Genomic DNA, 26,175 nt, shown 5'->3' on the forward strand with positions numbered 1-26,175 from the left:
CTCATCCTCCCGGAGCCCCGAACAGTGGCCGGGGCGGTGCCCGGATGGGGCGTACCCGTGGCCGGGTCGGGCCAAACGGCGGGTGCCGTCAAGCATCGATGCCCATCGTTGACCGGCGCGGTCGCGGGTCGGTAACGTGACCGCAGTCCGGGCTGGACGAAGCACATCGGGAGCGGTCGCGGCGGTCACGCCTGCCCGCACCCCGCCACCACCGTCCGCCGCGCCCGTACGGGCGCCGGAGTCTCCGGGAGTCCGCCCATGCACCACCGACCCGTCCCGCCGGTCGCCGTCGCCGGCCCGCTCGCAAAACCCGGGGCGGCCACCGCCACCCGACCGGCCCGCGTCGCCGGCCTGCTCGTCGCCACCCTGCTCACCACCACCGCCGGTCTGGTACCCGCCCGGCCCGCACCCGCCTACCTGGCGGGCCCGGTCGGCGCGAGTGCGGTCGGACCGGCGCTGGAGATCGACATCGCCGCCGACCGACAGCCGATCAGCCCGTACATCTACGGGATGAACTTCGCCGACGAGGCGCTCGCGGCCGAGTTGGACCTTCCGGTACGCCGGTGGGGCGGCAACGCCACCACCCGCTACCACTACCGCCACGACACCACCAACCGCGCCTCGGACTGGTTCTTCGAGAACATCGCCGAGGCCAACGAGAACCCGGACGCGCTGCCCGACGGATCGACCACCGACCGGTTCGTCGAGCAGGACCGGCGGACCGGCGGCGACACCGTTCTCACCGTGCCGCTGATCGGCTGGGCGCCGAAGGCCCGCGACGGCTCCTGCGGCTTCTCGGTGGCGAAGTACGGGGCGCAGCAGCGTACCGACGAGTGGCGGCCGGACTGCGGCAACGGGCTGCGGCCGGACGGCACTCCGGTCACCGGCAACGATCCGGGCGACACCAGTGTGCCGGTCGGTGCGGAGTACGTACGGGACTGGATCGGGCACCTGACCGACCGGTACGGCACCGCCGACGAGGGCGGGGTGAAGTTCTACAACCTGGACAACGAGCCGGACATCTGGCACTCCACCCACCGCGACGTGCACCCGCTCGGCGCCGGCTCGGTCGAGCTGCGGGACCGGGCGTACGAGATCGGCGCGGCGGTCAAGGCGGCCGATCCCGGCGCGGCCACCCTCGGGCCGGTCGGCTGGGGCTGGAGTTCGTGGGACTACTCCGGGCTGGACCAGGAGACCTGTGGGCGTACCGGGTGCTGGTCCGACCCGCCGGACCGGGCGGCCCGGGACGGCCTGCCGTTCACCACCTGGTACCTGCGTGAGATGAAGCGGTATGAGGACGAGCACGACCAGCGGGTGCTGGACTACTTCGACATGCACTTCTACCCGCAGGCGTCCGGGGTCGCGTTCGGCAACGGCTCCGACCCGGCCACCAACGCGTTGCGGTTGCGGTCCACCCGCGCGCTCTGGGATCCGTCCTACCTCGACGAGAGCTGGATCAACACCCAGGTACGGCTGGTGCCCCGGATGCGGGAGCTGGTGGCGGCGAACTATCCGGGTACGAAGACGGCGATCACCGAGTACAACTGGGGTGCGCTGGACCACGTCAACGGTGCCCTGACCCAGGCCGACATCCTCGGCATCTTCGGCCGGGAGGGGCTCGACCTGGCCACCCTCTGGGCACCACCGTCGGCCGACCAGCCGGGCGCGTACGCGTTCCGGATGTACCGGAACTACGACGGCGCCGGCGGCCGGTTCGGCGACGTCGCGGTCCGCGCCGGCAGCGCCGACCGGGACCGCCTCTCGGTGTACGGGGCCGAGCGCTCCACCGACGGCGCGCTGACCGTGATGGTGGTCAACAAGAGCGGGGTGGAGCAGACGAGCAGCGTCTCGCTGCGCGGCCGGACCGCCCCACACGCCCGGGTCCACCAGTACGCGGCCACCGACCCGTCCTCGATCACGCGCCTGCCGGACCGGCCGATCCTGGTTCCGCCGCCGTCCGCCGGAGCACCGTCGGGCGTCTTCGAGCACACCTTCCCGGCCGACTCGGTGACCCTGTTCGTGATCGAGAAGCCGCCGCCGGCGGCCCTGCCCCGACTGGCCGTACGGCACCAGAACGTCGACTGGGCGCCGAACGACAACCAGCTCAAACCGGTGCTGCTGCTCGACAACACGGGGACCGTGCCGGTGGACCTGTCCCGGCTGACGCTGCGCTACTGGTTCACCCGCGACGGTGGAACCGTGCCGGTCAACGTCTGGTGCGACTGGGCGCAGGTCGACTGCGCGACGGTCACCCGGCGGGTGGTCCCGCTGGCGACGGCGCGTACCGGGGCGGACGGTTATCTGGAGGTGGGCTTCACGCCGGGGGCCGGCACGCTGGCCGTCGGCGCGGGCACCGGTCCGGTCAAGCTCCGGCTGGGCAAGGCCGACTGGGCGGCGTTCGCCGAGTCGGACGACCACAGTTGGTTGCCGGCGGCGCCCGGTTACGCGGCGAACCCGCGGGTGACGGTGTATCTCGACGGGGTCCGGGTCGCGGGCACGGAGCCCTGATCCGGCCGGTCTTCGCCCCTCGCTCGCGGCCCTGTTCGGCGGGGTGTGCGATAGCGCCACCGGGGCACGGCCGGACCCGAGGGACGGGCGGGTCCGGCGGGGTTGCCCCGGTGGCGGTACCGCGACTAAGTTACCGAACAGTATCGGATGCGTTAGGGATGTCACAAGAGTGACAAACGACGATTCCTGGGAGAGTTGCGCATGCCGGGGTTGTTCGCGGTCGAGGGCAAAACGGTGCTGGTCACCGGCGGGTCCCGGGGGATCGGGCTGATGATCGCGCGGGGCTTCGTCGAGGCCGGCGCCCGGGTGATCGTCTCCTCCCGCCGGGCCGACGTGTGCGACGAGGTGGCGCGGAGTCTGTCCGACTTCGGCAGGTGTGAGGCGATCCCGGCTGACCTGTCCAGTGCGGCGGGGGCGCTGCGTCTGGCCGAGGCGGTGTCGGCGCGGGTGCCCGCGCTCGACGTACTGGTGAACAACGCCGGGGCCACCTGGGGGGCGCCGCTGGAGGCGTACCCGGAGAGCGCGTTCGACAAGCTCTGGGCGATCAACGTCAAGGCGGTGTTCACGCTCACCACCGCGCTGCTGCCGGCGTTACGGGGTGCGGCGACGGTCGAGGACCCGGCCCGGGTCATCAACATCGGCTCGGTCGACGGCATCCGGGTGCCGTCGATGGAGGTCTACGCCTACTCGGCGACCAAGGCGGCCGTGCACATGCTGACCCGGAGCCTGGCTCACCAACTGGCGCCCGAGCACATCACCGTCAACGCCATCGCCCCCGGTCCGTTCGAGACCAAGATGTTGGCTTTCGCGTTGGATGACCCGAATACCCGGGCCACCATCGAGCACCAGGTGCCGCTGGGTCGGGTCGGCCGGCCCGACGACATGGCCGGGGCCGCGATCTACCTGGCGTCGCGGGCGGGCGCGTACCTGACCGGGGCGGTCATCCCGGTCGACGGCGGGATCACCACCCACGGCTGAGGCGCGTCGGTTCGCCGCCGTCGGGTCGGCGGTGACCGGCCGTCCGCGTACCGGATCGGGGTAGGTCGACGCCGCGCGGACTCGGCAGGTCCGCGCGGCGCCGTTGTTGTCCCGTCCGCTGCTCAGCGACCGGCGAGGAGCCGGTTGACGGCGGCGTCCACGTCGAGGTGCTCGCTCTCCCGGCCCCGAGGCACGACCACGTAGGTCCGCCGAAGGAACCTGACCAGAACGCTGCGAGGCACCTCAAAAAGGGCATTCCCATCCGGTGAAGAAAGGGCAAGCGCGACGAAGTCCCCCCGCGGTGTGGCCCATGGCCATACCCGGACATCGCCAATTCCCGCGGGCTCGTCGAGCCCGGTGACCAATAGCTCTCGGGCGAAGGACCAACTGACCGCTTCGCCGCCGGCAGATTCGGCATGAAACAGGACATGGACCGCGTACGGGTCGGCTGGGTCGTAGCGCAGACTGGCACGCACCGGCAGCGCGGTGGCATCAGGTGCGACGAGCCTTAACGACGTCTCGACCTCGACTGTCGTCGGTCGGATGACACTCATGGACGTTCTCCCCCCGGCACCGCTGCGGGGCGTACGTGCCCCGCTTTTCCCATCCTCAGGTGATGAACCTGGTTACGCTCCGCCATACGCTGATCTCACCCAGTAGTGGGAAGAGGGTCCCCGAACGCCGCTCGAAATCGAAAATTTAGGTAGGATGTCCAGTTCTACCCAGGTCTCTGATCCCACCCGGCGTCGGGTGGTTCACACGTCGACTCACTCCGGTAACGTCCAGTCGTCCTGTTGAGTGACGGGCCGGACCGACACTGACGGGCGAAACGGTCTTGAAATGCTCCTTAATGGAGCAATGGCCAGAGTGACGGCGACCACGGTGCCGCCGGTCGAGCACGGGGGGACACTGGTGGTCGAGGAGCGGAGGAACCACGTGCCCGACGACGAGCGCGTCGCCCACGAGAGCCAGCCACGGCCGGTGGACGGCGACTCCCTGCTGGCGGAGCGGGATCGGCCTCCCTCGGGTCTCCGGCAGCGGGTGCTGACCGCCCTGGAGATCATTCGGGCCAACCCCACCGGCCGGATAGCGCTGAAGATCATCGTTGCGGTGGTCGGGGCGATCGTGGTGCTCGTCGGCCTGGCCCTCATCCCGCTGCCCGGACCGGGCTGGCTCCTGGTGATCGCCGGCCTGGGCGTCTGGGCGGTCGAATACCACTGGGCCCGTCGGCTGCTCACCTTCACCCGGCGCAACGTGCAGCTCTGGACCCGCTGGGCGACCCGCCAGTCCTGGCCCGTACGCCTCCTGCTCGGTACGGTCGGCCTGGTCTTCGTCAGCGTCGTCGTCTGGCTGTCGTTGAAGTACAGCGTCGGCATCGACCTCGTCGCGGAGGCGCGCCGCTACCTCGCGAGCGACTGACCCCGAAGATGCGCGGTGCCGACCGGATCAGGTACAGTCATGCGCGCTGAGGGCGATTAGCTCAGTGGGAGAGCGCTTCGTTCACACCGAAGAGGTCGCTGGTTCGATACCAGCATCGCCCACCCTCTGTATAGCAAGGTCAGGCCCTGGATGCGAGAAGCATCCGGGGCCTGTTCTCGATCTACATCCGGTCCGTGGAGTTGCTGGAGAGTTACCGGTCCGATCTGGCGCCTGCTCGGCCCGCTGCCATGTCCCACTCTCTTCGGCGCTGTCCATACGACTGACGCAGGGATCGCCGGGACGGGCGGTGCGGCGACGCGACCAGCCATCAGGTCCGGGCACAAGCAGATAGGTCCGAAGATCGTCGAAGCCCATGAGGCCGAGGTCGAACAGAAGACGATCGCCGACGGCCTACTGCTGCTTGACCTGCGGCAACACACCGCCATCTCGTGGTAGAACGCTACGGATCCGCTACGATCCGGGCATGACCGCAGCGCACGCGCACGAGTACGAGGTGCCCGAGCACGCCCCCGCCCCTGTCGAGGCTGTCGACCGCGCCGTGGACGGACAGGTCGTCTACCTCACCCGCGCTGGGCAGCGCGTCGCCGCCGTCGTCCCACCCGAACAAGCCGCCGACCGGCAAGCCGTTGACGCTGTCGTTCAGGTCGTTACGGACCTCATCAGGTTAGACCCGCAACGCGCGCGGATTACGATTCTCACCCTGCTCCGGTCCGTCCCGGCACCGTCGACAGCCACCCAGCAGGAGATCCGCGAAGAGCTGATCGACTTCTTGGACGACATCGACAGCGCCCCCCGCATGCGTGAAGTTCTCGAACGGGTCCGCTCCGGGCGGGCCGAAACCGTCCCCATGGAACAGGTTGAGGCAGGGCTTGACCTGTGACCTGGACGATCGAGATTGAGCAAACAGCAGCCAAACAGCTTTCCAACCTCGACAAACCAATCCGGGTACGTGTTACCGCGGCGATCAAGAAACTCGCCGATGATCCGCACCCACCCGGTTCCCGTCTGGTTATCACTGAGGGTACTGGCGCATTCGGGTCGGGGACTACCGGGTCAAGTACGACCTTGATGACGGGCGGGTAGTCGTTACCGTCGTGGAGGTCGTGCACCGCTCCAAGGCGTACTGACCGCGGCCGGTCGTCTGTCGACTCGACACCACCGGCTGCTGCCCGTACACCGGATGCGTCGGCGTGGCCGCTGGTCCGGGCGTGGCTGCGCGCCATTCCTAACATGGCGAAGATGGACATCAACCTGGCTGAAGAACTGCTCCTGATCGGCTACGGGGATGACGGGTCGCCCGCTGCGGACTCGTCCTGGCTGGACTACGGACTGGCTGGCGCGGTGCTGGTCGAGTTGGCGATCGCCGGCCGGTTGTCCCCGGTCGACGGCGTGCTGCGGGTGCTCGACCCGACGCCCACCGGAGACCCGGTCGTCGACCGGGGGCTGGCCGAGATCGTCGGGTCCCGGACCGAGTTGTCGGCCCTGAACTGGGTCAACCGGCTGCGTGAGTGGGTACGCGACGCGGTGCTCGACCGGCTCGTCGAACGTGGCCTGCTGCGGCGTACGGAGCAGCGGGTGCTGTGGGTCTTCCCGACCACCCGGTTCCCGTCGGGCTCGGACGGGCAGCCGGCCGCCGAACTCGACGCCCGCCACCGGCTGCTGCGCGCCCTGGACGGCGCCACCCCGCCCGACCCCCGGACCCACGCGCTCTGGGCGCTGGTCTGTGGCACCGGACTGGTCGCGTCGGCCTTCCCCGGCCGCGCACCGGACGAGGTGAAGCGGCGGCTCGACGCGCTCGGTGAGCCGCAGTGGGCCGACCGGGCGGTACGCGACGCGCTCGCCGAACTGGAGATCGCGCTGACGACCACCACCACCGTGACGATCATCGGCGGGGGCAGCTGATCACCCGCCCGCTCGGAAGTGGGCGTACGGTCGCCCGGGCGGCACCCGTCGACCGTACGGGCCGGCGGGTCCGTACGGCCGGTGGTTTTAGGCTCGTCCACGGCGGGCATCTGCCGGCCACGGGCAGCGAGGAGAGACGACATGACCACCCCTGATGGATCGGCCGAGACGGACGTCTGGTTCCCCCACGACGAGGGCCAACTGTCGGCCGACGACACGCTGGAGGACCGCGGGCTCGACGACGCCCTGGACGAGGGCTACTCCCCGCCGGAGAACTACCGGGGCTCGACCGCCTTCGGCGTGACCGCCGAGGAGGCCGGCATCGGCGAGTCGCTCGACCAGCGGATCGTCCAGGAGGTCCCGGAGCAGGCGACGCCGTGGGAGAGCCCGCTGCTCCCGACCGACCTCGACGAGGACGCGCTGTCCCGCGAGGCCGACGAGTTCCTCGACGCGGACGAGGTCGGTGACCTGCGCGCCGGTCGGCTGGTCGCACCCGACCAGGGGCTGGGGCCGGACGAGGAGGCCGACTCGATCGGCAATGACGTCGGCATCGACGGTGGCGGCGCGTCGGCCGAGGAGGCCGCCATGCACATCGTCGAGTTCCCCTGACCGACCGTCGCGGCGCTACCGGTCCGCCGTAACCCGGTCGGCCCGCTTCCGTACCCGTACCGGGCGGTTATGCGGCCCGGTGGTCGTCGTGGCGGGCGTGGGCCGGGCCGGGGTGGGCGCGGACGAGGCGCAGCGGCGGGACCGGGGCGGCGGTCTCGTCGGCGTCGAAGCTGACCCGCCAGCGGGACGGGCCGGACCGGCGTCGCTGCGGCGGCTCGCCGGGATCCAGCGCCGGCCGGGTCAGGGCGAGGATGATCAGGTAGCCGGCCAGGATGAAGCCGTGGCTGAGGATCCGGCTGAGGTCGACCCGTCCGACGATCATGTCGTTCGCGGAGAGCAGGGTGAGCACCGCGACGAAGGCGGTGAGCGTGGGCAGGATCCCGGTCGGCCGGGTACGGCGCAGCGCGATCCACGCGAAGCCGGCGCCGATCGCCACGTTCCAGGCGGCCGACTCGTGCCAGAGATGGTTCGGTGGCACGGTGGTGCCGCTGAGGTCATGCAGGTGCTGGGTGCCCGCGATGCCGGCGATCTGCGCCGAGCCGAGCACGAACTGCACCGCGCCGAGTACGCCGAGCAGCGTACGCAGCGCGATGGCGAGTCGGAACCGGCCCGGTCCGGGCGCCGCCGCGAGCAGCCGCTCGTCGATTTCGGGACCGGCGCCGACCAGACTGGTCCGGGCGAGCCGGGTCACCGAAGCGGCAGAATCCACCCAAGACTGGCATTCCTGGCATTTTCCGAGATGCGCCTCGACGGCGTGCCGCTCGGCGGGGTCGTCCTCGCCGTCCAGCCACGCCGAGAGCGTCTCCCGATACTGTTCACACCCCACACCCATATTGTCGGTCCCCGGATCCGTCGAGTTCCCATGGACTGCCGCAACCCTAACCGCGGGGCCACAGGTTAACCTTCCACCATGCCTGCGACCGGGTCCGACGATGACGAGATCACCCGATGGGCGTTGGCCGCGAAGGCCGGCGACCGGACCGCGGCGGGCGCCTTCATCCGGGCCACCCAGCATGACGTACATCGATTCGTCACGCACCTGATCGGGCACGGCGAGGCCGAGGACCTGACCCAGGAGACGTACCTGCGGGCGATGCGGGCGCTGCCCCGGTTCGCCGCCCGGTCGTCCGCGCGTACCTGGCTGCTGGCGATCGCCCGCCGGGTCGCGGCCGACCACATCCGGGTGCTGGTCCGCAGCCCGCGCAGCGCCGAACTGGCCGACTGGCAGGCGGCGGCCGACGCCGCCAGGTCCGGTCACGGCGGCGGCTTCGAGGAGGGCGTGCTGCTCGACCAGTTGCTCCGTACGCTGCCACGCGACCGGCGGGAGGCGTTCGTCGCCACCCAGGTCGCCGGGCTGAGCTACGCCGAGGCGGCCGAGGTCTGCGACTGTCCGGTCGGCACCATCCGGTCCCGGGTGGCCCGCGCGCGGGCGGACCTGGTCGCGGCGATGCGGGCCCAGGGCGACCCGGACGACCAGGTACGCATCAGCGGCTGACCCCGCCGACCGACCTCCGCGACACCACCCCGTTGCCGCGCGCCCATCGAGCTGTGCACCGATCGACTCGATCCCGCACCGATCGAATCGATCTCCGCACCCATCGAAGATCAACGAAATCCGGCGGCAACATCATTTCGCCTCGTCGGTAACAGTCGGCACAGAGACTCGGCGTCCCACGGATCTTGAAAAAGGGGGACGTATGAGCCACCACACCACACCCGCCCTGAACCGGCGCGGCTTCCTGCGAGCGGTCGGCGCGAGCGGTGGAGCGGGCGCGATGCTCGCCACCATGGGCGCGTTGGGACTCGCGCCGACCGCCGCGTCGGCCGCGCCCGCGTTCCGCGCACCCGAGCGATCCGACTTTCACCTGACCGGCCGCTCGGCAGCGCGCGTCGTCATCCTCGGTGGCGGCATCGCCGGCCTCGCCACCGCGTACGAGCTGGGCAAGGCCGGGTACGACTGCACCATTCTGGAGGCGCGCGGTGTCGCCGGCGGCCGGAACCTGACCATCCGTGGCGGTGACGTCGAGACCGACCTCGACGGCCGTACCCAGAAGGCGAAGTTCTCCTCCGGCACCTACTTCAACGCGGGCCCCGGCCGGTTGGCCCAGTGGATGGTCACCCTGGACTACTGCCGCGAACTCGGGGTGCCGATCGAGGTCTTCACCAACGCCAACGCCGACGCCCGGATCTACAACGAGTCGACCGGCATGACCTCGGCCCAGCGCTTCCGGACCGCCAAGGCCGACGTGTACGGCTACGTCTCCGAACTGCTGGCCAAGGCGACCGACCAGGGGGCGCTGGACGCCCGGCTGACCGCCGAGGACAAGACCCGCCTGCTGTCGTTCCTCCAGAGCTTCGGTGCGATCGGCGGGCGGACCAGCGGGTTCGCGTACACCGGGACCAACCGGCGCGGTTACGCGGCCTATCCGGGGGCCGGCAACGACGCCGGTACCCCGCTCGGCAGTCCGCCGCCGCTGTCGGACGTGTTCGCCAGCAACGTCGGCCGCTACTTCTCCTTCGAGCTCGGTTACGACCAGGCGATGCTGATGTTCCAGCCGGTCGACGGCATGGACGCTATCCCGAGGGCGCTCAGCCGGGCGGTCGGCAACCACCGGATCAAGCTCGGCGCCGAGGTCACCGGCGTGACCAACCGGGGCGAAGGAGTCGAGGTGACCTACCGGCAGGGCCGGTACGAGCGGTCGATCAGGGCCGACTTCTGCGTGGGTACGCTGCCGCCGAACCTGATGGCCCGGGTGCCGCACAACCTCGGCACCAACGTGACCGCCGCGCTGGCCGGCTTCCCGGTCACCGCCTCCGGCAAGATCGGCCTGGAGTACCGCAGCCGTTGGTGGGAGACGGACGAGCGGATCTACGGTGGCATCACCGAGACCGACCTCGACCTGTCCCACATCTGGTACCCGTCGTACGGCTTCCATGGCAAGCGGGGGCTGATCGTCGGTTACTACAACACCGGCGCGAACGCGCGGACGTACAGCGCGCTCACTCCGGCCGAGCGCGAGGCGCGGGCGGTGGCCCAGGGCGTGAAGATCCACGGGGAGAAGTACCGCAGCGAGTTGTCCGCCTCCTTCTCGCACGCCTGGGACCGGACCCGCTACCTGGAGGGGGCCTGGACCTCCCCGCCGCGCGGCAGCGCCGGATACAACCTGCTGCTCCAGCCGGCCGGTCGGGTCTACTTCGCCGGTGACTGGCTCAGCCACGAGACCGCGTGGCAGCACGGCGCGTTCGTCTCCGCCCGGTCGGTGGTGACGGCCCTGCACCAGCGGGTGATGTCGAGCTGACCGCCGCCGTCCACCCCGGACGTGGGACCGGGGTGGACGCGCGGACGCCGGTCGGGGCCAGCCTCCCGGCCCGGTGGCGCCGCACTCAGGTCAGCCGCTGCCGGGCCCGTTCCAGGTGGGCTTCCATCGCCGCGTACGCACCGTCCGGATCGCCCGCACCGACGGCCGCCGCGATGTCCCGGTGTTCGGCAACCGTCGCGCTGCCCAGCGGGGCGGTGTAGCGACGCCGGAACAGGTGCAGGTGGAAGTGCGTACGGGCGAACGCGCGCAGGAGCTGGTGGTTGCCGGCCAGCTCGGCGATCTGCCGGTGGAACCGGTCGTCGTGGCCGGCGAGGTGCTGGTAGTCGGCGTAGCTCTCGCCGGCCGGCAGGGTGCTGACCGAGTCCACTTCGGCGCGGAGCCGGGCCAGTCCGGCCTCGTCGCGCCGCAGTGCCGCGCGGGCGGCGGCCCAGGGTTCGATCAGGCCGCGGAACTCGAACAGGTCGTCCACCTGGGCCGGGGTGAGGATCGGGGTGACCGAGTAGCCGCGCAGCGGTTCCTTCTCGGCCAGCCCCTCGGATTCCAGCCGGACCAGCGCCTCCCGGATCGGGGTGGAGGAGACCCTCAGGTCACGGGCGAGCTGGTCGATGCTGAGCCGGCCCCGGGGCGGGATGACGTGGTCCATCACGAGTCGCTTGATCGCCTGGTAGACGTCCTCGGTCAGGGTCTGTCGGGCGGGCAGTGGTGCCAGCGTCGCCGGCCCGGCCGGTCGTGCCGTACGGTCCACCGGTGCATTGACCATCGATGTCTCCCGCCCGGGCGATGAAACTCGTAGATGACGAGGATAGCCCAGTGACGATGGCCCTATCGTGCGTTGTCTCTCCCGTCGCCTTCGGACCCCGGTCGGGTGTCCACGAGGGGTGGTCCCGTTACTCGAAGGCGGGCAGGTGGCGGTCCCGGGCCCGGTCCAGGTGGTCGCGCATGGCCGCCTCGGCGGCAGCCGGTGCGCCGACCCGGATCGCGTCGGCGATCCGCTGGTGCTCGGCGCCGGTGGTGCCGGTCTCCGCGTACGGGAAGTAGCGGCGGTGCAGGTGCAGGTGGGCGTGTAGCCGGGCGATGCCGTCGGCGAGCAGCGGGTTGCCGGCGGCGGTGGCGACCAGCTCGTGGAACCGGGCGTCGAGCGTGGTGAACGCGGCGTGCCAGTGCCAGCCCTCCGGATCACCGTCGTCGGTGTCGACCGTGGTGGCGGCCTCGGCGCTGATCGCCGCGCGGAGGGTGTCGCTGGCCCGCTCGGCGGCGTACCGGGCGGCGGCGGCCTCCAGCAGCGAGCGCATCTCGAACATGTGGGTGAACTCGGCCCGGGTCAGCAGCGGGCTCACCGTGTAGCCGACCAGCGGACGCTTGCGGACCAGCCCGTCGGCCTCCAGTCGGGCCAGCGCCTCGCGGATCGGGGTGGGGGAGACGGCGAGGTCGCGGGCCAGCGCGTCGATGTTGATCCGGTCGCCGGGGGTCAGCGTGTGTTCCAGCACCAGGACCTTGAGCGTCTCGTACACGTCTTCGCCGAGGGTGGAGCGGCGCAGCGGCCGGACCGGCTGCTGGTTGACCATCCGTCTCCTCCTGCGGGTGTCGCCGCGCTCGGGCCCGACACGCCTTGATAACGACGGCATGTTTCTTCGAGGTTAAGCCTTGACGCGAGCGAGTGTGATCGACTAAACATCCATGATACATCCTATAGGATCCACGATATGCGCGAAAGGTGCGGTCATGAATCGGAGCCCGTTGACTCGGCTCGGCGCCGCGGCTGCCATCCTGGTGCTCGGCACCCTGGCCACCGCCGGATGCACCAAGAAAAGTGACAACGAGGCGGCCGGCGCGACCACGCGGGCGGCCGACCAGGTGAAGATCGCCCTCGTCTCGGGCGGAGCCCACCCCTACTTCCAGCCGTGGAAGGACACGGCCGCGAAGGTCAAGTCCGACCTCGGTGTGGCCGACGTCGCGTTCAACGAGACCTCGGGCTGGGACCAGACCAAGCAGAACGACGTCCTCAAGGCGCTGGCGGCCCAGGGCTACAACGCCTTCGGCATCTTCGGGGTCGCCCCGGAGAACATCAACGCCACCTTCGAGGACCTCAAGGGCCAGGGCTTCGCGGTCGCCTCGCTCGCCTCCTGCCCCGCCGGTGACGTCAACAAGGCCGACTTCTGCCTCTCCACCGACGTCGAACTGGCCGCGTACAAGGCCGGACAGGCCGCGATCGAGGCGATCGGCGGGCAGGGCAACCTGGTCCACCTGACCGGTAACAAGGTCGACTCGAACACCCAGCGTCGGATGGCCGGCGTGCAGAAGGCGGTCGACGAGACCGGCGGCAAGGTCAAGCTGGTGCAGACCGTGACCGATGTGGACAAGGACCTGCAAAGCGCGCAGAAGGCCGTCGCCGACCTGCTCGCCGCGAAGGGCACCCAGATCCAGGGCATCGTCAACACCGCGTACAACCCGGCGGTCGCCTCCGCCGAGGGCGTCAAGCAGGCCAAGCTGCCGATCAAGGTGATCGCGATCGACGACGACCAGACCATCCTGGCCGGCATCCGGGACGGCTCCGTCGCCGGCACCGTGCTCCAGAACCCGGTCGGACAGGCGTCCGTCGGGTCGTACGCGCTGACCAAGCTCTCCGGCGGTTGCACGGTCAGCACCCCCGGCGTGGTCGTCGACTCCGGGTCCTTCGTGGTCACCAAGGCCAACGTGGACAACTACGAGACCGACCGGCAGGCCAAGACGGACGAGCTGAAGAAGGCGTTCGACAGCCAGTACCTGACCTGCCAGTAGTCGACCCGGCCGGCCAGCGGAGACGCTGGCCGGCCCGGTAGTCGGACACGCCCCTCACCCCGTACCACCGGCGCGTCCGCCACCCCTCGAAGGAGCCTCGTTGCCCGCGATCACCCACGCCGAGGCGTACCTCGTCGACCTTGAGGTCGAGACCGTACGCACCGACGCCGTACAGTCGTTCCTCAAACAGGAGACCATCTTCGTCGAGATCCGTACCGACGACGGTGGGACCGGCACCGGTTACGCGTACACGATCGGCACCGGCGGCACCGCGGTGCTCGCGCTGCTGCGCGACTACCTGGTGCCCCGACTGGTCGGCGCGGATCCCCGGCGGGTCGAGGCGGTCTGGCGGGACCTGTTCGCCACCACCCGCGCCACCACCGTCGGCGCGATCACCTCCCTCGCCCTCGCCGCCGTCGACACCGCCCTGTGGGACTGGCGGTGCCGCGACGCCGGCCAACCGCTCTGGGTGCTCGCCGGTGGCGCCAAGGACCGCATCCCGCTCTACGACACCGAGGGTGGCTGGCTGCACCTGAGCACCGACGAGCTGATCGCCGGGGCACGGGCCAGTCGGGCGGCCGGCTGGCCCGGCGCCAAACTCAAGATCGGCCGATCGCCGGTCGAGGACGCGGCCCGGCTCGCCGCGGTACGGGCCGAGGTCGGCCCCGACTTCGACCTGATGCTCGACGCCAACCAGTCGCTCACCGCAGCCGAGGCGATCCGGCGGGCCCGGCTGCTGGAACCGTCCGACCCGTACTGGTTCGAGGAACCACTGCCCGCCGACGACGTCTCCGGGCACCGGGCACTGGCGCAGGCCACCTCGATCCCGGTCGCGGTCGGCGAGTCGATGTACTCGATCGGCCAGTTCCGCGACTACCTGCACCGGGGCGCCGCCGGCATCGTCCAGGTCGACGTGGCCCGGATCGGCGGCATCACCCCCTGGCTGAAGGTCGCCCACCTGGCCGAGGCGTACAACGTCACGGTCTGCCCGCACTTCCTGATGGAACTGCACGTCAGCCTCTGCTGCGCGGTGCCCAACAGCGGCTATCTGGAACACATCCCGCAACTGCGCGCGATCACCCGGCGCGAGATCGACGTCGTCGACGGGCACGCGCTGCCGCCGACCGCCGCCGGACTCGGCATCGACTGGGACCGCGACGCGATCGACAACCGGAGAGTCCAGTGAGTGATCAGACCACCACGGTCGCACCGGAGGCGCCGTCGGCGGCCGAGCCTCCGGCGCCACGCAAGCCGCCGGGGATCCCGCTCTGGGCCAACCCGCGCCTCGGCCTGGTCATCCTGCTGATCGCACTCGTCGTGCTGTTCAGCTCGCTGCGGCCGGCGTTCCTCAACACCGCGCTGACCCTGGTGCCACTACAGGCCGACATCAGCGTCTACGCGGTGGTCGGGCTGGCCCAGCTCATGGTGCTCTCGCTCGGGCACATGAACATGGCCGTCGGCCGGATGGCCGCGATGAGCGCCTTCGCCATGGGGCTCGCGTACGACCGGCTCGGCGTACCGCTGCCGGTCGGGCTGGTGATCGGACTGGCCGTCGGCACCCTGCTCGGGGCGCTCGCCGGGCTGATCATCTCGCGTACCGGGGTGAACTCGTTCGTGGTCACCCTGGCGCTCGACTTCGCCATGATCGGCCTGATCACGATCCTCTACACCCGGTTCACCGACGGGGTCGCCTTCGGCAGCCAGCCGGCGAGCATGACCGCGCTGCGCAACGACACCTTCGCCGACTACTGCATGGGCAACGTGTGCGGCCCGAACGTGCCGCTGGTCGTACCGTTCGCCCTGGTCGCGGCGCTCGCGGTCGCCCTGCTGTTCCGGTACGGCCGACTCGGCCGGGAGATCCTGATGACCGGCGCCAACGCCAAGGCGGCCGAGCTGTCCGGCATCCCGGTCAAGGACCGGGTGGTGCAGGCACACGCGCTTTCCGGCCTGCTCGCCGGCCTCGCCGGCTTCCTCCTGGCGGCCAACAACGGCGCCTTCTCGGCCAGCATCGGCGACCAGTTCCTGCTCCCGTCGTTCCTCGGCCCGGTGCTCGGCGGCACACTGCTCGCCGGCGGCGCGGTCAGCATCCTGGGTACGGTCCTCGGCGCCACCCTCACCCAGGTCATCTACAAGGGCCTCAACCTGTTGCAGTTCCAGCTCGACCAGCTCAAGCTCTACATCGGGCTGGTGCTGCTGGTCGCGCTCTCACTGGACCGGGTACGCCACGTGCTCGCCGAACGTCGGGGGGTGCGGGCATGAGCACGGCTGTTCGCGAGGCGGAGTTGACCGGGCGGATCGAGCCGGCCGGGCGCTGGCGTTCGATCGCCCGGCGGCCCGAGTTCACCCTCGCCGTGATCGCCCTGGTCGGGTTCGTCGCCCTGGCCATCGCCACCGGCGGCAACCTGCTCTCCGCCGGCACCCTCGGCGCGTTCTTCCGGTTCCTCGCCGTACCGATCGTCATCGGGCTCTCCCAGATGGTGGTGCTGGCGATCGGCCAGATGAACCTGTCGGTCGGCGCGCTGACCGGCTTCTGCGCCATGGTCGCCGCCTGGGTCATGGTCGAGGCCGGCCTGCCCGCACCGCTCGCGGTGCTGGTCGCGCTCGCCGTCGGCCTGATCGCCGGCATGGTCAACGGCGCGCTGGTCGTCTTCACCCGGATCAACGGCTTCATCGTCACCCTGGCGACGATGACCATCATCGAGGGGCTTCGGTACGGGGTGAACGGCCCCGACACCTTCCAGGGCTACTCGCCGGGGCTGCGCGAGTTCGGTCGCGCCTCGGTGCTCGGGCTGCCGGTGGTGTTCCTGGTCGCGCTCGCGGTCGCCGGCCTGGTCGCCTTCTTCTTCGCCCGTACGGTCACCGGGCGGCAGTTGCTCGCCAGCGGCGGCAGCCCGTTCTCCGCCCGACTGTCCGGGATCTCCAACGATCGCTCGATCGTCATCGCGCACGCCCTGTCCGGGCTGCTCGCCGGCGTCGCCGCGGTCATCACGGTCGCCTCGTCCGGCTCGGTGAACTCCAGCATCGGCGACGACCTGCTGCTGCCGAGCTTCGCCGCGCCGATCATCGGCGGGGTGGCGCTCACCGGCGGGGCGGTCAGCGTCGCCGGCACCTGCCTGGCCGCGTTCCTGGTCCGGCTGGTGGACGTGTTGCAGGCCCAGTTTGACATCAACCGGCGCTGGATCGACCTGATCGTCGGCGCGGTCGTCCTCGGTGCGGTGCTGCTCGGCACCGTCCGGCAGAAGCTGTTGCGGAGGTCGTCGTGATGCTCACGGCCGAGGGCCTGGTCAAGACGTTCCCGGGGGTACGCGCGCTGGACGGCGCGAGCCTGCGGCTGGCGGCGGGCAGCGTACACGCGCTGCTGGGCGAGAACGGGGCCGGCAAGAGCACCATGGTCAAGCTGCTGACCGGGGTCTACCGCCCCGACGGCGGCACGATCACGCTCGACGGCAGGGAACTCCAGCTCACCGGTCCGCTGGACGCGCAGCGGGCCGGCATCGGGGTGGTCCACCAGGAACGGAACCTGATCCCGGCGTTCTCCATCGCGGAGAACATCGTGCTGCACCACCTGCCGCGCCGCTTCGGCGTGGTGGACCGGGCCCGGATGCGGGCCGAGGCGCGACGCTGCCTCGACCTGCTCGACCTGGACCTGGACCCGGACACCCCGGTCGCCGACCTGTCGGTGGCACACGGGCAACTGGTCGAGATCGCCAAGGCGCTCAGCCTGGACAGCAAGGTGCTGCTGCTCGACGAGCCGACCGCGTCGCTGACCGGCGACGAAGCCGACCGGCTCTACCACATCGTCCGGAAACTCCGCGACAGCGGGCAGGCGGTGGTGCTGGTCAGCCACAAGCTGGAAGAGGTGTTCGCGGTCGCGGACACGGTCACCGTGCTGCGCGACGGGCACAGCGTGGCCGAGGCCGAGCCGCTGTCGTCGTACAGCCAGGAAAAGGTCGTGGACCTGATGGTGGGTCGGGCGTACGCGTCGGTCACGCTGGCGAAACGCGAGATCGACCCGCAGACCCCGCCGGCCCTGCGGCTGTCCGGCGTGAGCACCGCCGGTGGACACCGGGACGTCTCGCTCGCCGTCCGCCCCGGCGAGATCCTCGGCCTGTACGGGCTGGTCGGCGCCGGCCGCAGTGAACTGGCCAAGGCCCTGCTCGGCCTGGACCGGATCACCGCCGGCACGGTCGAGGTGCACGGCAAGCCGGTACGCATCCGTACCGTCGGCGAGGCGCTGCACCGCTACAAGATCGGGTACGTCACCGAGAACCGCAAGGAGGAGGGGGTCTTCCTCGACCAGCCGATCACCCGCAACATCGGGGTGACGATCTGGCGCCGGATCGCCCGCGCCGGGCTGGTCACCGAGGCGGCCGAGCGGACCGTGGTGGCCGAGTACACCGAACGCCTCGGGATCCGGGCCGCCTCCCCGCGCCAACTCGCCGGGCAGCTCTCCGGCGGCAACCAGCAGAAGGTCAGCCTGGCCAAGTGGCTCGCCGCCCAGTGCGAGATCCTGGTCGTGGACGAACCGACCGTCGGCATCGACGTACGCACCAAGGCCGCGTTCCACGAGCTGATCGCCGAACTGGCCGGTGCCGGCATGGCCCTGTTGCTGATCTCCTCCGATCTTCCGGAGATCGTGACCCTGGCGGATCGGGTAGCGGTGATGAACGATTTCACCGTTCGTGGTGAACTCGCCAACGACCATGACTACAGCCGGATGAGCCAGGCGATCATCCGGATGATCCACGCTGGACCGGCCCGGGAGCAGACGGGCACCGGCCCGGACCGGCCCGATGCAGCAGGGGAGTCAGCCGCGTGAACCCATTTGAACGGACCCGACTGGGCGGTACCGGGGTCGAGGTGACCAGGCTCGGTCTCGGCCTCGCCCCGCTCGGCGGCCTCTACCGGGCGGTCGGCGCGCAGCAGGCGTCCGCCACCCTGGAACGGGCCTGGGAACTGGGCTACCGGTACTTCGACACCGCACCGCTCTACGGCGCCGGGCTCTCCGAGCGGCGGGCCGGCTCGGTGCTGTCCGGCAAACCCCGGGCCGAGTTCGCACTGTCCACCAAGGTCGGCCGGCTCCTGGTACCGGGAACGGACGAGCCCCGGGGCGGCCGGCACCGCAGCGAACCCGACCCGGCCACCGGTGACCACAACGACGAGATCTGGGCCGAGCCGGTCGACGCCACCCCGGCCTGGGACTTCAGCGCCGACGGCACCCGCCGGTCGTACGCCGAGAGCCTGGACCGGCTCGGCCTGGACCGGGCCGACGTGCTGCACATCCACGACCCGGACGACCACTACGCCGACGCGCTCGCCGGTGCCCTGCCGGCGCTGGTCGCGTTGCGCGAGGAGGGTCGGATCGGTGCGGTGTCGGTCGGCATGAACCAGGCCGAGATGCTCGCCGACTTCGTCCGCACCGGTCACCTCGACGCGGTCCTGCTCGCCGGCCGCTACACCCTGCTCGACCAGTCCGGCCTGGCCGAACTGCTGCCGCTCTGCGCCGAGCGGGGCGTGTCGGTGATCGCCGGTGGGGTCTACAACTCGGGGCTGCTCGCCGACCCGAAACCGGGCGCCACCTACGACTACCTGCCGGCGCCGACCGCGATCCTGGACCGGGCCCTGGCCATCCAGGACGTCTGCGCCAAACACGGGGTGCCGCTGCGGGCCGCCGCCGCCCAGTTCCCGCTCGGCCACCCGGCGGTCGCCAGTGTCGTGCTCGGCGCCCGCTCGGCCGACGAGGTGACCGACGCGGCGCAGATGTTCGACCACCCGATCCCCGGTCAGCTCTGGCGCGACCTGAAAGACTCCGGGCTGCTGCCGGAGGAGGTGCCGACGCCGTGATCGTCGACTCGCACCAGCATCTCTGGACCGCCGACTACGCCTGGCTGGCCGAACCGGCGCTGACCCGGATCCGGCGCGACTACGGCGTCGAGGACCTGCGGCGCAACCTACGGGCGGCGGGCGTCGACCGGACCGTGCTGGTCGAGGCGGCCCGGGGCGACAACGCCGAAACCACCGAATTCCTGGCGCTCGCCGCCGCCACCGACGAGATCGCCGGGGTGGTCGGCTGGGCGTCGCTCACCGACCCGGACCTCGCCGGAACCCTGGCCGCGCACCGGGCCGGTCCCGGCGGGCACCTGCTCGTCGGCATCCGGGACCAGGTGCAGGGACAACCCGACGACCACCTCGACCGCGCGGACGTGCGCGCCGGACTCCGTACGGTCGCCGACGCCGGCCTGGTCAACGAGCTGGTCGTCCGGGTCGAGCAGTTGCCGGCGGTGGCGCGGGCGGCCGCCGCGCTGCCGGATGGCCGGTTCGTGCTCGACCACCTCGGCAAGCCCCGGATCGCGGCCGGCGCCGCCGGGCTGGACCAGTGGCGCACCCTGGTCGCACCGGTGGCCGCCTGCCGCAACGTGGTGGCGAAGCTCTCCGGCCTGGTCACCGAGGCCGACCCGGCCGGTTGGACGGTGGACGACCTGCGGCCGTTCGTGGCGAGCGCGGTCGAGCTGTTCGGCCCGGACCGGCTCATGTTCGGCTCGGACTGGCCGGTCTGCGAACTCGCCGCCACCTACGGCCAGGTACGCGACGCGCTCAGCGAGATCCTCGGCGGTAGCCCGGACGACATCTTCGGCACCACGGCGATCAGCACCTACAGGTTGGAGATCGAATGAAGTACATGCGGGTGGGTTCGGTCGGCGCGGAGCGCCCGGTGGCCCACACGGACGGCCGCTACTACGACCTGTCCGGCATCACGGGGGACATCGACGGGGCGTTCCTGGCCGGCGGCGGGGTGACCGACGTGACCGGGCTGCCGGAGATCGACATCACCGGGTTGCGGATCGGCGCGCCGATCGCCCGGCCGGGTGTGGTGCTCTGCGTCGGGCTGAACTACGCCGCGCACGCCGCCGAGTCCGGCGCGGCGAACCCGGAGTACCCGGTCGTCTTCTACAAGGCACCGAACACCGTCGTCGGACCGTACGACGACGTGCTCGTGCCGCGCGGCTCGACCAAGACCGACTGGGAGGTGGAGCTGGCCGTGGTGATCGGCAAGACGGCTCGCTACCTGGCGTCGCCGCAGGAGGCGCTGGCCCACATCGCCGGGTACGCGCTCGCCAACGACGTCTCCGAGCGCGACTTCCAGCTCGCCGTCTCCGGTGGACAGTGGTCCAAGGGCAAGTCCTGCGAGACGTTCAACCCGCTGGGGCCGTACCTGGTCACGCCGGACGAGGTGGGCGATCCGGGTAGGCTCGGGCTGCGCTCCTGGGTCAACGGCGAGCCCCGGCAGGACTCCCGCACCGCCGACATGATCTTCGACGTGGCGTACCTGGTCTGGCACCTGTCCCAGTACACCGTGCTGGATCCGGGCGACCTGATCAGCACCGGTACGCCCGAGGGCGTCGCGCTGTCCGGGCGGTTCCCGTACCTGGGCGTCGGTGACGTGGTGGAGGTCGAGATCGACGGCCTCGGGCGGCAGCGCTCCGTCGTCAAGGACGCCGCGTGATCATCACCGGGGTCGACACGTACGACATCCGGTTCCCGACCTCACGGGAACTCGACGGCTCGGATGCGATGAACCCGGACCCCGACTACTCCGCCGCGTACGTCGTCCTGCACACCGACGCGGGGATCGACGGCCACGGCTTCACCTTCACCATCGGCCGGGGCAACGAGGTGTGCCGGGCCGCGATCGACGCCCTCGTCCCGTTCATCGTCGGCCAGCCCGTGGACGACCTGGGCGAGTTCGCCAAGCGGCTCACCCACGACTCGCAACTGCGCTGGCTCGGCCCGGAGAAGGGCGTCATCCACCTGGCCACCGCCGCCGTGGTCAACGCCGCCTGGGACCTGGCCGGCCGGGTCGCCGGTAAGCCGGTCTGGCGGCTGCTCGCGGAGTTGAGTCCGGAGCAGATTGTCGACCTGGTCGACTGGCGGTACCTGACCGACGCGCTCACCCCGGACGAGGCGCTGGAGATCCTCCGGGCCGCCGAGCCCGGCCGGGCCGAGCGGATCGCCGACCTGGAACGGCGCGGCTATCCGGCGTACACCACCTCGCCGGGCTGGCTCGGCTACGACGACGCGAAGCTCAGCCGGCTGGCCAAGCAGGCGGTCGCCGACGGCTACCGGCAGATCAAACTGAAGGTCGGCGGGAACCGGGACGACGACGTGCGCCGGCTCGCCCTGGCCCGGCAGGTCGTCGGGCCGGACATCCGGATCGCGGTGGACGCCAACCAGCGCTGGGACGTGGCCGAGGCGATCGACTGGATGGGCGCGCTGGCCCCGTACGACCCGTGGTGGATCGAGGAGCCGACCAGCCCGGACGACGTACTCGGGCATGCCGCGATCCGGCGCGGGTTGGCCCATGCCACGCCGGACGGGGGACCGGTCCGGGTGGCCACCGGTGAGCACGTACAGAACCGGATAGTGTTCAAGCAGCTGCTCCAGGCCGACGCGATCGACTTCGTCCAGATCGATTCGTGCCGGGTCGGCGGGGTGAACGAGAACATCGCCATCCTGCTGCTGGCCGCCAAGTTCGGCCGACCGGTCTGCCCGCACGCCGGTGGGGTCGGGCTGTGCGAGCTGGTCCAGCACCTGTCGATGTTCGACTACGTGGCCGTCTCCGGCTCACTCGACAACCGCGTGATCGAGTACGTCGACCACCTGCACGAGCACTTCGTGGACCCGGTCGTGATTGTCGACGGGGCGTACCGGGCACCGAGCCTGCCGGGCTTCTCGGCGCAGATGCGGCCGGAGACGCTGACCCGGTTCGCGTACCCGGACGGGCCCGCGTGGTCCTGATCCACGTCGAGCTCGACACCGGCGAGTGCTTCCCGATCCGGGACGCCGGTGGTTTCGGCGGGCCGGTCGCCGTGCTGGAGCTGTTCCGGCGCCTGGTCACCGGCCCGACCGAGCCGGCCCGCGCGCCGCTGGCCCTGGTCGCCGGCACCGCCGCCGGGGTGTCCGGGCCGGGGCTGGCCCGGTGCGCCGCGATCGGGCTCTCCCCGCTCTCCGGCGGGATCGCCGAGACCCGCGCCGAGGGCCCGTTCGCGGCCGGGTTGCGGGCCGCCGGGGTCACCGGCGTGATGCTGTACGGGCGGGCCGCCGAGCCGGTCTGCGTGGTGGTCCGGTCCGGCCGGGCCCGGCTGGAACCGGCCGGCGACGTGTGGGGCATGGAAACCGGTCCCGCCACCGACGCCCTGCTCGCCCGGTACGGCGACAACGCGGCGGTCGCGGTGATCGGCCCGGCCGGCGAGCACGGCGTACGGTACGCCTCGATCGTCACCTGCCGGGACCACCCGCTGCCCCGGCTCGGCCTGGGTGCGGTGCTCGGGGCGAAGAACGTCAAGGCGGTGGTCTGCGTACCCGGTCCGGATCCGGTCCCGGTCGCGGACCCGCAGGCGCTGCGCGGCCTCGCGCAGTGGTACGCCGCCGCGCAGCCCGGTAACTCGCTGACCGCCTGGCAGCACGGACTGCCCGGTTTCGGGGTCTGGGACGCCGAGCCCGGTTACGCCCCGGTGGCCAACTTCGCCGACACCGTCGGCCGGGGCGGTGTCGGCACCGCCCCCGAGCCGCAGCGGGTGGCCGCCTGTCCGGGCTGCCCCACCGACTGCATCAAGGTGTACGCCGGAGCCGGCCTGCACCAGGAGGCGCTGGCGATGCTAGGCCCGAACCTCGGTGTCGCCGAGCCCTGGGCCCTGCACGCCCGCTGCCTGCAACTCGGGCTCGACCCGGTGTCCCTCGGCGGTACCCTCGCGGCGGCCGGGGTGCCGGCGGCGGACGTGCCGGCGACGGTCGAGCGGATCGCGGCCGGTGGCCACCCGCTCGGTGAGGGCTCCGCGCGCGCGAACCCGGCGACGGCGATGACCAGCAAGGGCGTGGAACTGCCGCCGTTCGACCCGAGGGTGCAACCGAACCTCGGCCTCGGCTACGCGGTCGCCCCGATCGGACCGCGCTACGACATCATCGAACACGACCTCGACTTCGACCCGGAGGAGGGGCTGCCGCACAGCTATCCGGAGCTGCGCCGGCTCGGGGCGACCGTGCCGCGTCCCCGCAACGAGCTGGACGTGACCCGGACCGCGCAGCTGTTGCGCCTGTGGAGTGGCCTGGACGCCCTCGGGGTCTGCGCGTTCGCCGCCACCCCGACCCGACCGCTCACCCTGAACCTGGTCGAGGACCTGGTGGAGGCGGTCACCGGGGAACGGCCGGACGTGCTGGCGCTCGGCGCGCGGCGGCTGCGCCTGCAACGCGAGATCAACCACCGGCTCGGCATCAAGCTGGACGCGGACACCCTGCCGGACCGGTTCTTCACCGAACCGGTCGCCGCCGGCCGGTACGCCGGATCGGTGCTCGACCGGGCCGCGTTCACCGGGGCGGTGGCCGAACTGCACCGGCAACTGGGATTCACCGAGTTCGCCTGAACGGGCTCGGCTCGACGTACGAAAGAGGTAGTTGAAGTGGGCGAGTTCGACGGGCTGGTCGCGGTGGTCACCGGCGGCGGGTCGGGTATCGGCAGGGCGTGCGTCGAGGCGTTCGTCGCCGGCGGGGGACGGGTCGGCGTACTGGACCTGAGTCCGGGCGAGCAGGGCGGACCGACCTTCGGCGCGGTCGCCGACGTGGCCGACTCCGAGTCGCTGGACCGGGCCATGGCGGCGGTCGCCGAGGCGTTCGGCGGGATCGACATCCTGATCAACAACGCCGGGATCAGCGCGGTCGGCACGGTCGAGGCGAACGACGACGCCGAGTGGCAGCGGGTGCTCGACGTCAACGTCATCGGCATCGTCCGGACCACCAGGGCCGCGCTGCCGTACCTGCGCCGCAGCTCGCACGGCGCGATCGTCAACACCTCCTCGATCGCCGCCACCGCCGGGCTGGTGCAGCGGGCGCTCTACTCCGCGTCGAAGGGCGCGGTGCACGCGCTCACCCTGGCGATGTCCGCCGACCTGGTGACCGAGGGGATCCGGGTCAACTGCGTCGCCCCCGGCACGGTGGACACCCCGTGGGTGGGTCGGCTGCTGGCCAAGGCCGACGATCCGGCGGGGGAGAAGGAGCGGCTCGCCGCCCGGCAGCCCACCGGTCGACTGGTCCGGGCCGAGGAGGTGGCCGGCGCGGTCGCGTACCTGGCCAGCCCGCGTTCCGGCGCCACCACCGGTACGTCCCTCGCCGTCGACGGCGGCATGTCCGGCCTGCGCCTGCCCCGCTCGAAGTAGACGGGGCCGTACGGGCTGACCGTCATGGTCGACGGTGCGAAACGCCTAGGATCGGCGGATGATCGCTGACCTCCAGTGTGTGGTGCTGGACTGCACTCATCCGACGGAACTTGCCGAGTTCTACCAGGCGCTCCTTGGCGGCGACGTCAATCGACGGGATCGGCAGTGGGCGCTGGACGACGACTGGGCGACGCTGCACACGCCGTCCGGCCTCGTCCTGGCCTTCCAGCGGGTGGCGGATCACCGGCCACCGCTGTGGCCCGATCCGGCCCGGCCGCAGCAGTTCCACCTGGACTTCGGTGTGGCGGACCTGGACCGTGCCCAGGGGCAGGTGCTGGCCCTGGGAGCGACGATGTTGGACGACGGATCGGATGGGCGGGGTTGGCGCATCTACGCCGACCCCGCAGGACATCCGTTCTGCCTGGTCCGCCACTGGGCCGCTACCACCGGTGCCGCCCCGGAGCCGGCATAGCGCGCCAGACAAACTAACGACGTCGACTCGTACACCGTCTTTTGTGTACGCACACCAAAGATGGTGTACGAGATAAACGCATTATGCGTCCGCCCGGGGTGTCCCGACGCGGATCGGGTGAGCGGGGCCGCGACTCACCGCCCGAGCCCGAGCCGGCAGGCGTCGGCTCACGGGCGGGCGGTGAAGGTCAGTTCGGTGTACGCGGCGACCTGGCTGAAGCCGAGCCGGGCGTAGAGCGCGATCGCCGCGCGATTGTCCGCCTTGACGTTCAACGCGATCCGGTCGACGCTCGTCAGCAGCCGGCGACACAGCGCCGCCACCGCCACCGAGGCGAGCCCCTGGCCACGGGCCTGCGGGTGGGTGGCCACGTTGCCGATCGCGGCCACCCGGTAACGGGGCGAGAAGACGTGCACGCCGGCCACCGCGAGCAGCTCACCGCCGCGCCGGACCCCGACGTACGGGTCCTGCTCGACCATCCGGGGCACGAACGAGTGCGCCGGGTAGGCCAGTTCGTAGAACACGCCCAGCTCGGTCAGGTCCGCCGGTGTCAGCTCGACCACCTCGGTTGTGTCCTGCCACCGGTCCAGCCGGGTCGGGTCGGTCAGCGCCATCTTCAGGTGCGGACCGTTCGAGTCGGCGGCGAACTCCGGTTCGAGCGCCGCCGTGACGCCGGGGGAGAGGTGGGCGTAGAACCGGCGCGGCAACAGCGGCCGCAGGTCCGCCACCAGCTCGGTCAGCGGCACGAAACGGTCCGGGGTGTCCAGGGCGAGCAGGATGGGCAGGCCGGCGCCGTGGAAGAGCAGTGCCAGCGCCTCGCCCCGCCGGTACCAGGTCGTGTACGGCCAGAATCGTTCGTCCAGGTCGCCCAGCTCGTACGCCCGCAGGTCCGGCGTACGGAGTAACAGCTCGGCCAGCTCGGCCCGGTCGTGCACACTCTCCACCAGCATCCAAAGATGATCAC

The 26,175-nt window shown here is 71.2% G+C and carries 26 protein-coding genes and 1 tRNA gene; 22 read left to right on the top strand and 5 right to left on the bottom strand.

The features are described 5' to 3' along the window. The first annotated feature begins 258 nt into the window (after window positions 1–258). Window positions 259–2,508 carry a glycoside hydrolase family 44 protein gene (locus OG792_RS09420; RefSeq protein ID WP_329108840.1) on the top strand — a complete coding sequence of 750 codons (2,250 nt, stop codon included), beginning with the start codon at window positions 259–261 and terminating at the stop codon, window positions 2,506–2,508. Window positions 2,509–2,709: 201 nt separating this feature from the next. Further along, window positions 2,710–3,486: a glucose 1-dehydrogenase gene (locus OG792_RS09425; protein WP_329108841.1), complete on the top strand. Its 777-nt coding sequence runs from the start codon at window positions 2,710–2,712 to the stop codon at window positions 3,484–3,486. 122 nt (window positions 3,487–3,608) lie between these two features. On the opposite strand, the gene OG792_RS09430 is transcribed toward OG792_RS09425, so the two are convergent. Continuing rightward, complete coding sequence (locus OG792_RS09430; RefSeq protein ID WP_121159322.1) at window positions 3,609–4,040, bottom strand: SsgA family sporulation/cell division regulator; 432 nt, start codon at window positions 4,038–4,040, stop codon at window positions 3,609–3,611. A gap of 304 nt (window positions 4,041–4,344) precedes the next feature. Here OG792_RS09430 and OG792_RS09435 point away from each other — a divergent pair, with 304 nt between their 5' ends. From OG792_RS09435 to OG792_RS09455, 6 genes are all read left to right on the top strand, one after another. Continuing rightward, window positions 4,345–4,905, top strand: coding sequence for a TIGR02611 family protein (locus OG792_RS09435; RefSeq protein ID WP_329108842.1), 561 nt, complete (start codon window positions 4,345–4,347; stop codon window positions 4,903–4,905). Between the two features lie 50 nt (window positions 4,906–4,955). Further along, window positions 4,956–5,027: transfer RNA gene (locus OG792_RS09440), tRNA-Val, on the top strand. Window positions 5,028–5,389: 362 nt separating this feature from the next. Further along, window positions 5,390–5,806: a hypothetical protein gene (locus OG792_RS09445; RefSeq protein WP_329108843.1), complete on the top strand. Its 417-nt coding sequence runs from the start codon at window positions 5,390–5,392 to the stop codon at window positions 5,804–5,806. A 151-nt stretch (window positions 5,807–5,957) separates the two neighbouring features. Further along, window positions 5,958–6,053, top strand: a complete 96-nt coding sequence (locus OG792_RS34655) for a hypothetical protein (protein WP_442932457.1) — start codon at window positions 5,958–5,960, stop codon at window positions 6,051–6,053. A 112-nt stretch (window positions 6,054–6,165) separates the two neighbouring features. Continuing rightward, window positions 6,166–6,828, top strand: a complete 663-nt coding sequence (locus OG792_RS09450; RefSeq protein ID WP_329108844.1) for a GOLPH3/VPS74 family protein — start codon at window positions 6,166–6,168, stop codon at window positions 6,826–6,828. 141 nt (window positions 6,829–6,969) lie between these two features. Further along, entirely contained in the window at window positions 6,970–7,437 is a 468-nt protein-coding gene (locus OG792_RS09455) for a DUF5709 domain-containing protein (protein ID WP_329108845.1), read from the top strand. Window positions 7,438–7,504: 67 nt separating this feature from the next. Here OG792_RS09455 and OG792_RS09460 read toward each other — a convergent pair whose 3' ends face one another. After that, window positions 7,505–8,269 (bottom strand): zf-HC2 domain-containing protein, encoded by a 765-nt coding sequence (locus OG792_RS09460; RefSeq protein ID WP_442932395.1) that lies wholly within the window; start codon window positions 8,267–8,269, stop codon window positions 7,505–7,507. A 78-nt stretch (window positions 8,270–8,347) separates the two neighbouring features. Here OG792_RS09460 and OG792_RS09465 point away from each other — a divergent pair, with 78 nt between their 5' ends. Both OG792_RS09465 and OG792_RS09470 read left to right on the top strand, forming a co-directional pair. Next, window positions 8,348–8,932: a sigma-70 family RNA polymerase sigma factor gene (locus OG792_RS09465; RefSeq protein WP_329108848.1), complete on the top strand. Its 585-nt coding sequence runs from the start codon at window positions 8,348–8,350 to the stop codon at window positions 8,930–8,932. Between the two features lie 202 nt (window positions 8,933–9,134). Then, window positions 9,135–10,736 (top strand): flavin monoamine oxidase family protein, encoded by a 1,602-nt coding sequence (locus OG792_RS09470; RefSeq protein WP_329108849.1) that lies wholly within the window; start codon window positions 9,135–9,137, stop codon window positions 10,734–10,736. 85 nt (window positions 10,737–10,821) lie between these two features. Here OG792_RS09470 and OG792_RS09475 read toward each other — a convergent pair whose 3' ends face one another. Both OG792_RS09475 and OG792_RS09480 read right to left on the bottom strand, forming a co-directional pair. Further along, window positions 10,822–11,517, bottom strand: coding sequence for a GntR family transcriptional regulator (locus OG792_RS09475; RefSeq protein WP_329108850.1), 696 nt, complete (start codon window positions 11,515–11,517; stop codon window positions 10,822–10,824). Window positions 11,518–11,644: 127 nt separating this feature from the next. Next, window positions 11,645–12,322: a GntR family transcriptional regulator gene (locus OG792_RS09480; protein WP_329108851.1), complete on the bottom strand. Its 678-nt coding sequence runs from the start codon at window positions 12,320–12,322 to the stop codon at window positions 11,645–11,647. A gap of 157 nt (window positions 12,323–12,479) precedes the next feature. On the opposite strand from OG792_RS09480, the gene OG792_RS09485 reads away from it, so the two are divergent. The 12 genes from OG792_RS09485 (at window position 12,480) to OG792_RS09540 (ending at window position 25,214) form a co-directional block, all read left to right on the top strand. Further along, entirely contained in the window at window positions 12,480–13,535 is a 1,056-nt protein-coding gene (locus tag OG792_RS09485; RefSeq protein ID WP_329108853.1) for a sugar ABC transporter substrate-binding protein, read from the top strand. 100 nt (window positions 13,536–13,635) lie between these two features. Further along, window positions 13,636–14,721 carry a mandelate racemase/muconate lactonizing enzyme family protein gene (locus tag OG792_RS09490; RefSeq protein ID WP_329108855.1) on the top strand — a complete coding sequence of 362 codons (1,086 nt, stop codon included), beginning with the start codon at window positions 13,636–13,638 and terminating at the stop codon, window positions 14,719–14,721. Continuing rightward, a complete protein-coding gene (locus tag OG792_RS09495; RefSeq protein WP_329108857.1) occupies window positions 14,718–15,794 on the top strand; it encodes an ABC transporter permease in 1,077 nt (358 codons plus the stop codon). Before OG792_RS09490 ends, OG792_RS09495 begins: the two co-directional genes overlap by 4 nt. After that, on the top strand, window positions 15,791–16,798 hold the full coding sequence (locus OG792_RS09500) for an ABC transporter permease (protein ID WP_329108860.1): 1,008 nt from the start codon (window positions 15,791–15,793) through the stop codon (window positions 16,796–16,798). Before OG792_RS09495 ends, OG792_RS09500 begins: the two co-directional genes overlap by 4 nt. After that, the gene (locus OG792_RS09505; RefSeq protein WP_329111178.1) at window positions 16,798–18,354 is read left to right on the top strand and encodes a sugar ABC transporter ATP-binding protein; all 1,557 of its coding nucleotides are present in this window, start codon (window positions 16,798–16,800) and stop codon (window positions 18,352–18,354) included. Before OG792_RS09500 ends, OG792_RS09505 begins: the two co-directional genes overlap by 1 nt. After that, on the top strand, window positions 18,351–19,379 hold the full coding sequence (locus OG792_RS09510; RefSeq protein WP_329108861.1) for an aldo/keto reductase: 1,029 nt from the start codon (window positions 18,351–18,353) through the stop codon (window positions 19,377–19,379). The genes OG792_RS09505 and OG792_RS09510 overlap by 4 nt, the downstream gene beginning before the upstream one ends. After that, window positions 19,376–20,209: an amidohydrolase family protein gene (locus OG792_RS09515; RefSeq protein WP_329108862.1), complete on the top strand. Its 834-nt coding sequence runs from the start codon at window positions 19,376–19,378 to the stop codon at window positions 20,207–20,209. Before OG792_RS09510 ends, OG792_RS09515 begins: the two co-directional genes overlap by 4 nt. Next, window positions 20,206–21,039, top strand: a complete 834-nt coding sequence (locus tag OG792_RS09520) for a fumarylacetoacetate hydrolase family protein (RefSeq protein WP_329108863.1) — start codon at window positions 20,206–20,208, stop codon at window positions 21,037–21,039. The genes OG792_RS09515 and OG792_RS09520 overlap by 4 nt, the downstream gene beginning before the upstream one ends. Then, a complete protein-coding gene (locus OG792_RS09525) occupies window positions 21,036–22,331 on the top strand; it encodes an L-fuconate dehydratase (RefSeq protein WP_329108864.1) in 1,296 nt (431 codons plus the stop codon). Before OG792_RS09520 ends, OG792_RS09525 begins: the two co-directional genes overlap by 4 nt. Next, window positions 22,322–23,953 (top strand): aldehyde ferredoxin oxidoreductase N-terminal domain-containing protein, encoded by a 1,632-nt coding sequence (locus OG792_RS09530; protein WP_329108866.1) that lies wholly within the window; start codon window positions 22,322–22,324, stop codon window positions 23,951–23,953. Before OG792_RS09525 ends, OG792_RS09530 begins: the two co-directional genes overlap by 10 nt. A 36-nt stretch (window positions 23,954–23,989) precedes the next feature. Next, window positions 23,990–24,742 (top strand): SDR family NAD(P)-dependent oxidoreductase, encoded by a 753-nt coding sequence (locus OG792_RS09535; protein ID WP_329108867.1) that lies wholly within the window; start codon window positions 23,990–23,992, stop codon window positions 24,740–24,742. Between the two features lie 58 nt (window positions 24,743–24,800). After that, window positions 24,801–25,214 carry a VOC family protein gene (locus tag OG792_RS09540; RefSeq protein ID WP_329108868.1) on the top strand — a complete coding sequence of 138 codons (414 nt, stop codon included), beginning with the start codon at window positions 24,801–24,803 and terminating at the stop codon, window positions 25,212–25,214. Between the two features lie 167 nt (window positions 25,215–25,381). Here the strand turns inward: OG792_RS09540 and OG792_RS09545 are convergent, their stop codons facing one another. Then, window positions 25,382–26,161 (bottom strand): GNAT family N-acetyltransferase, encoded by a 780-nt coding sequence (locus OG792_RS09545; protein ID WP_329108869.1) that lies wholly within the window; start codon window positions 26,159–26,161, stop codon window positions 25,382–25,384. Window positions 26,162–26,175: the final 14 nt, after the last annotated feature.

This window comes from Micromonospora sp. NBC_01699 (genome assembly GCF_036250065.1).
Taxonomy (GTDB): domain Bacteria; phylum Actinomycetota; class Actinomycetes; order Mycobacteriales; family Micromonosporaceae; genus Micromonospora_G.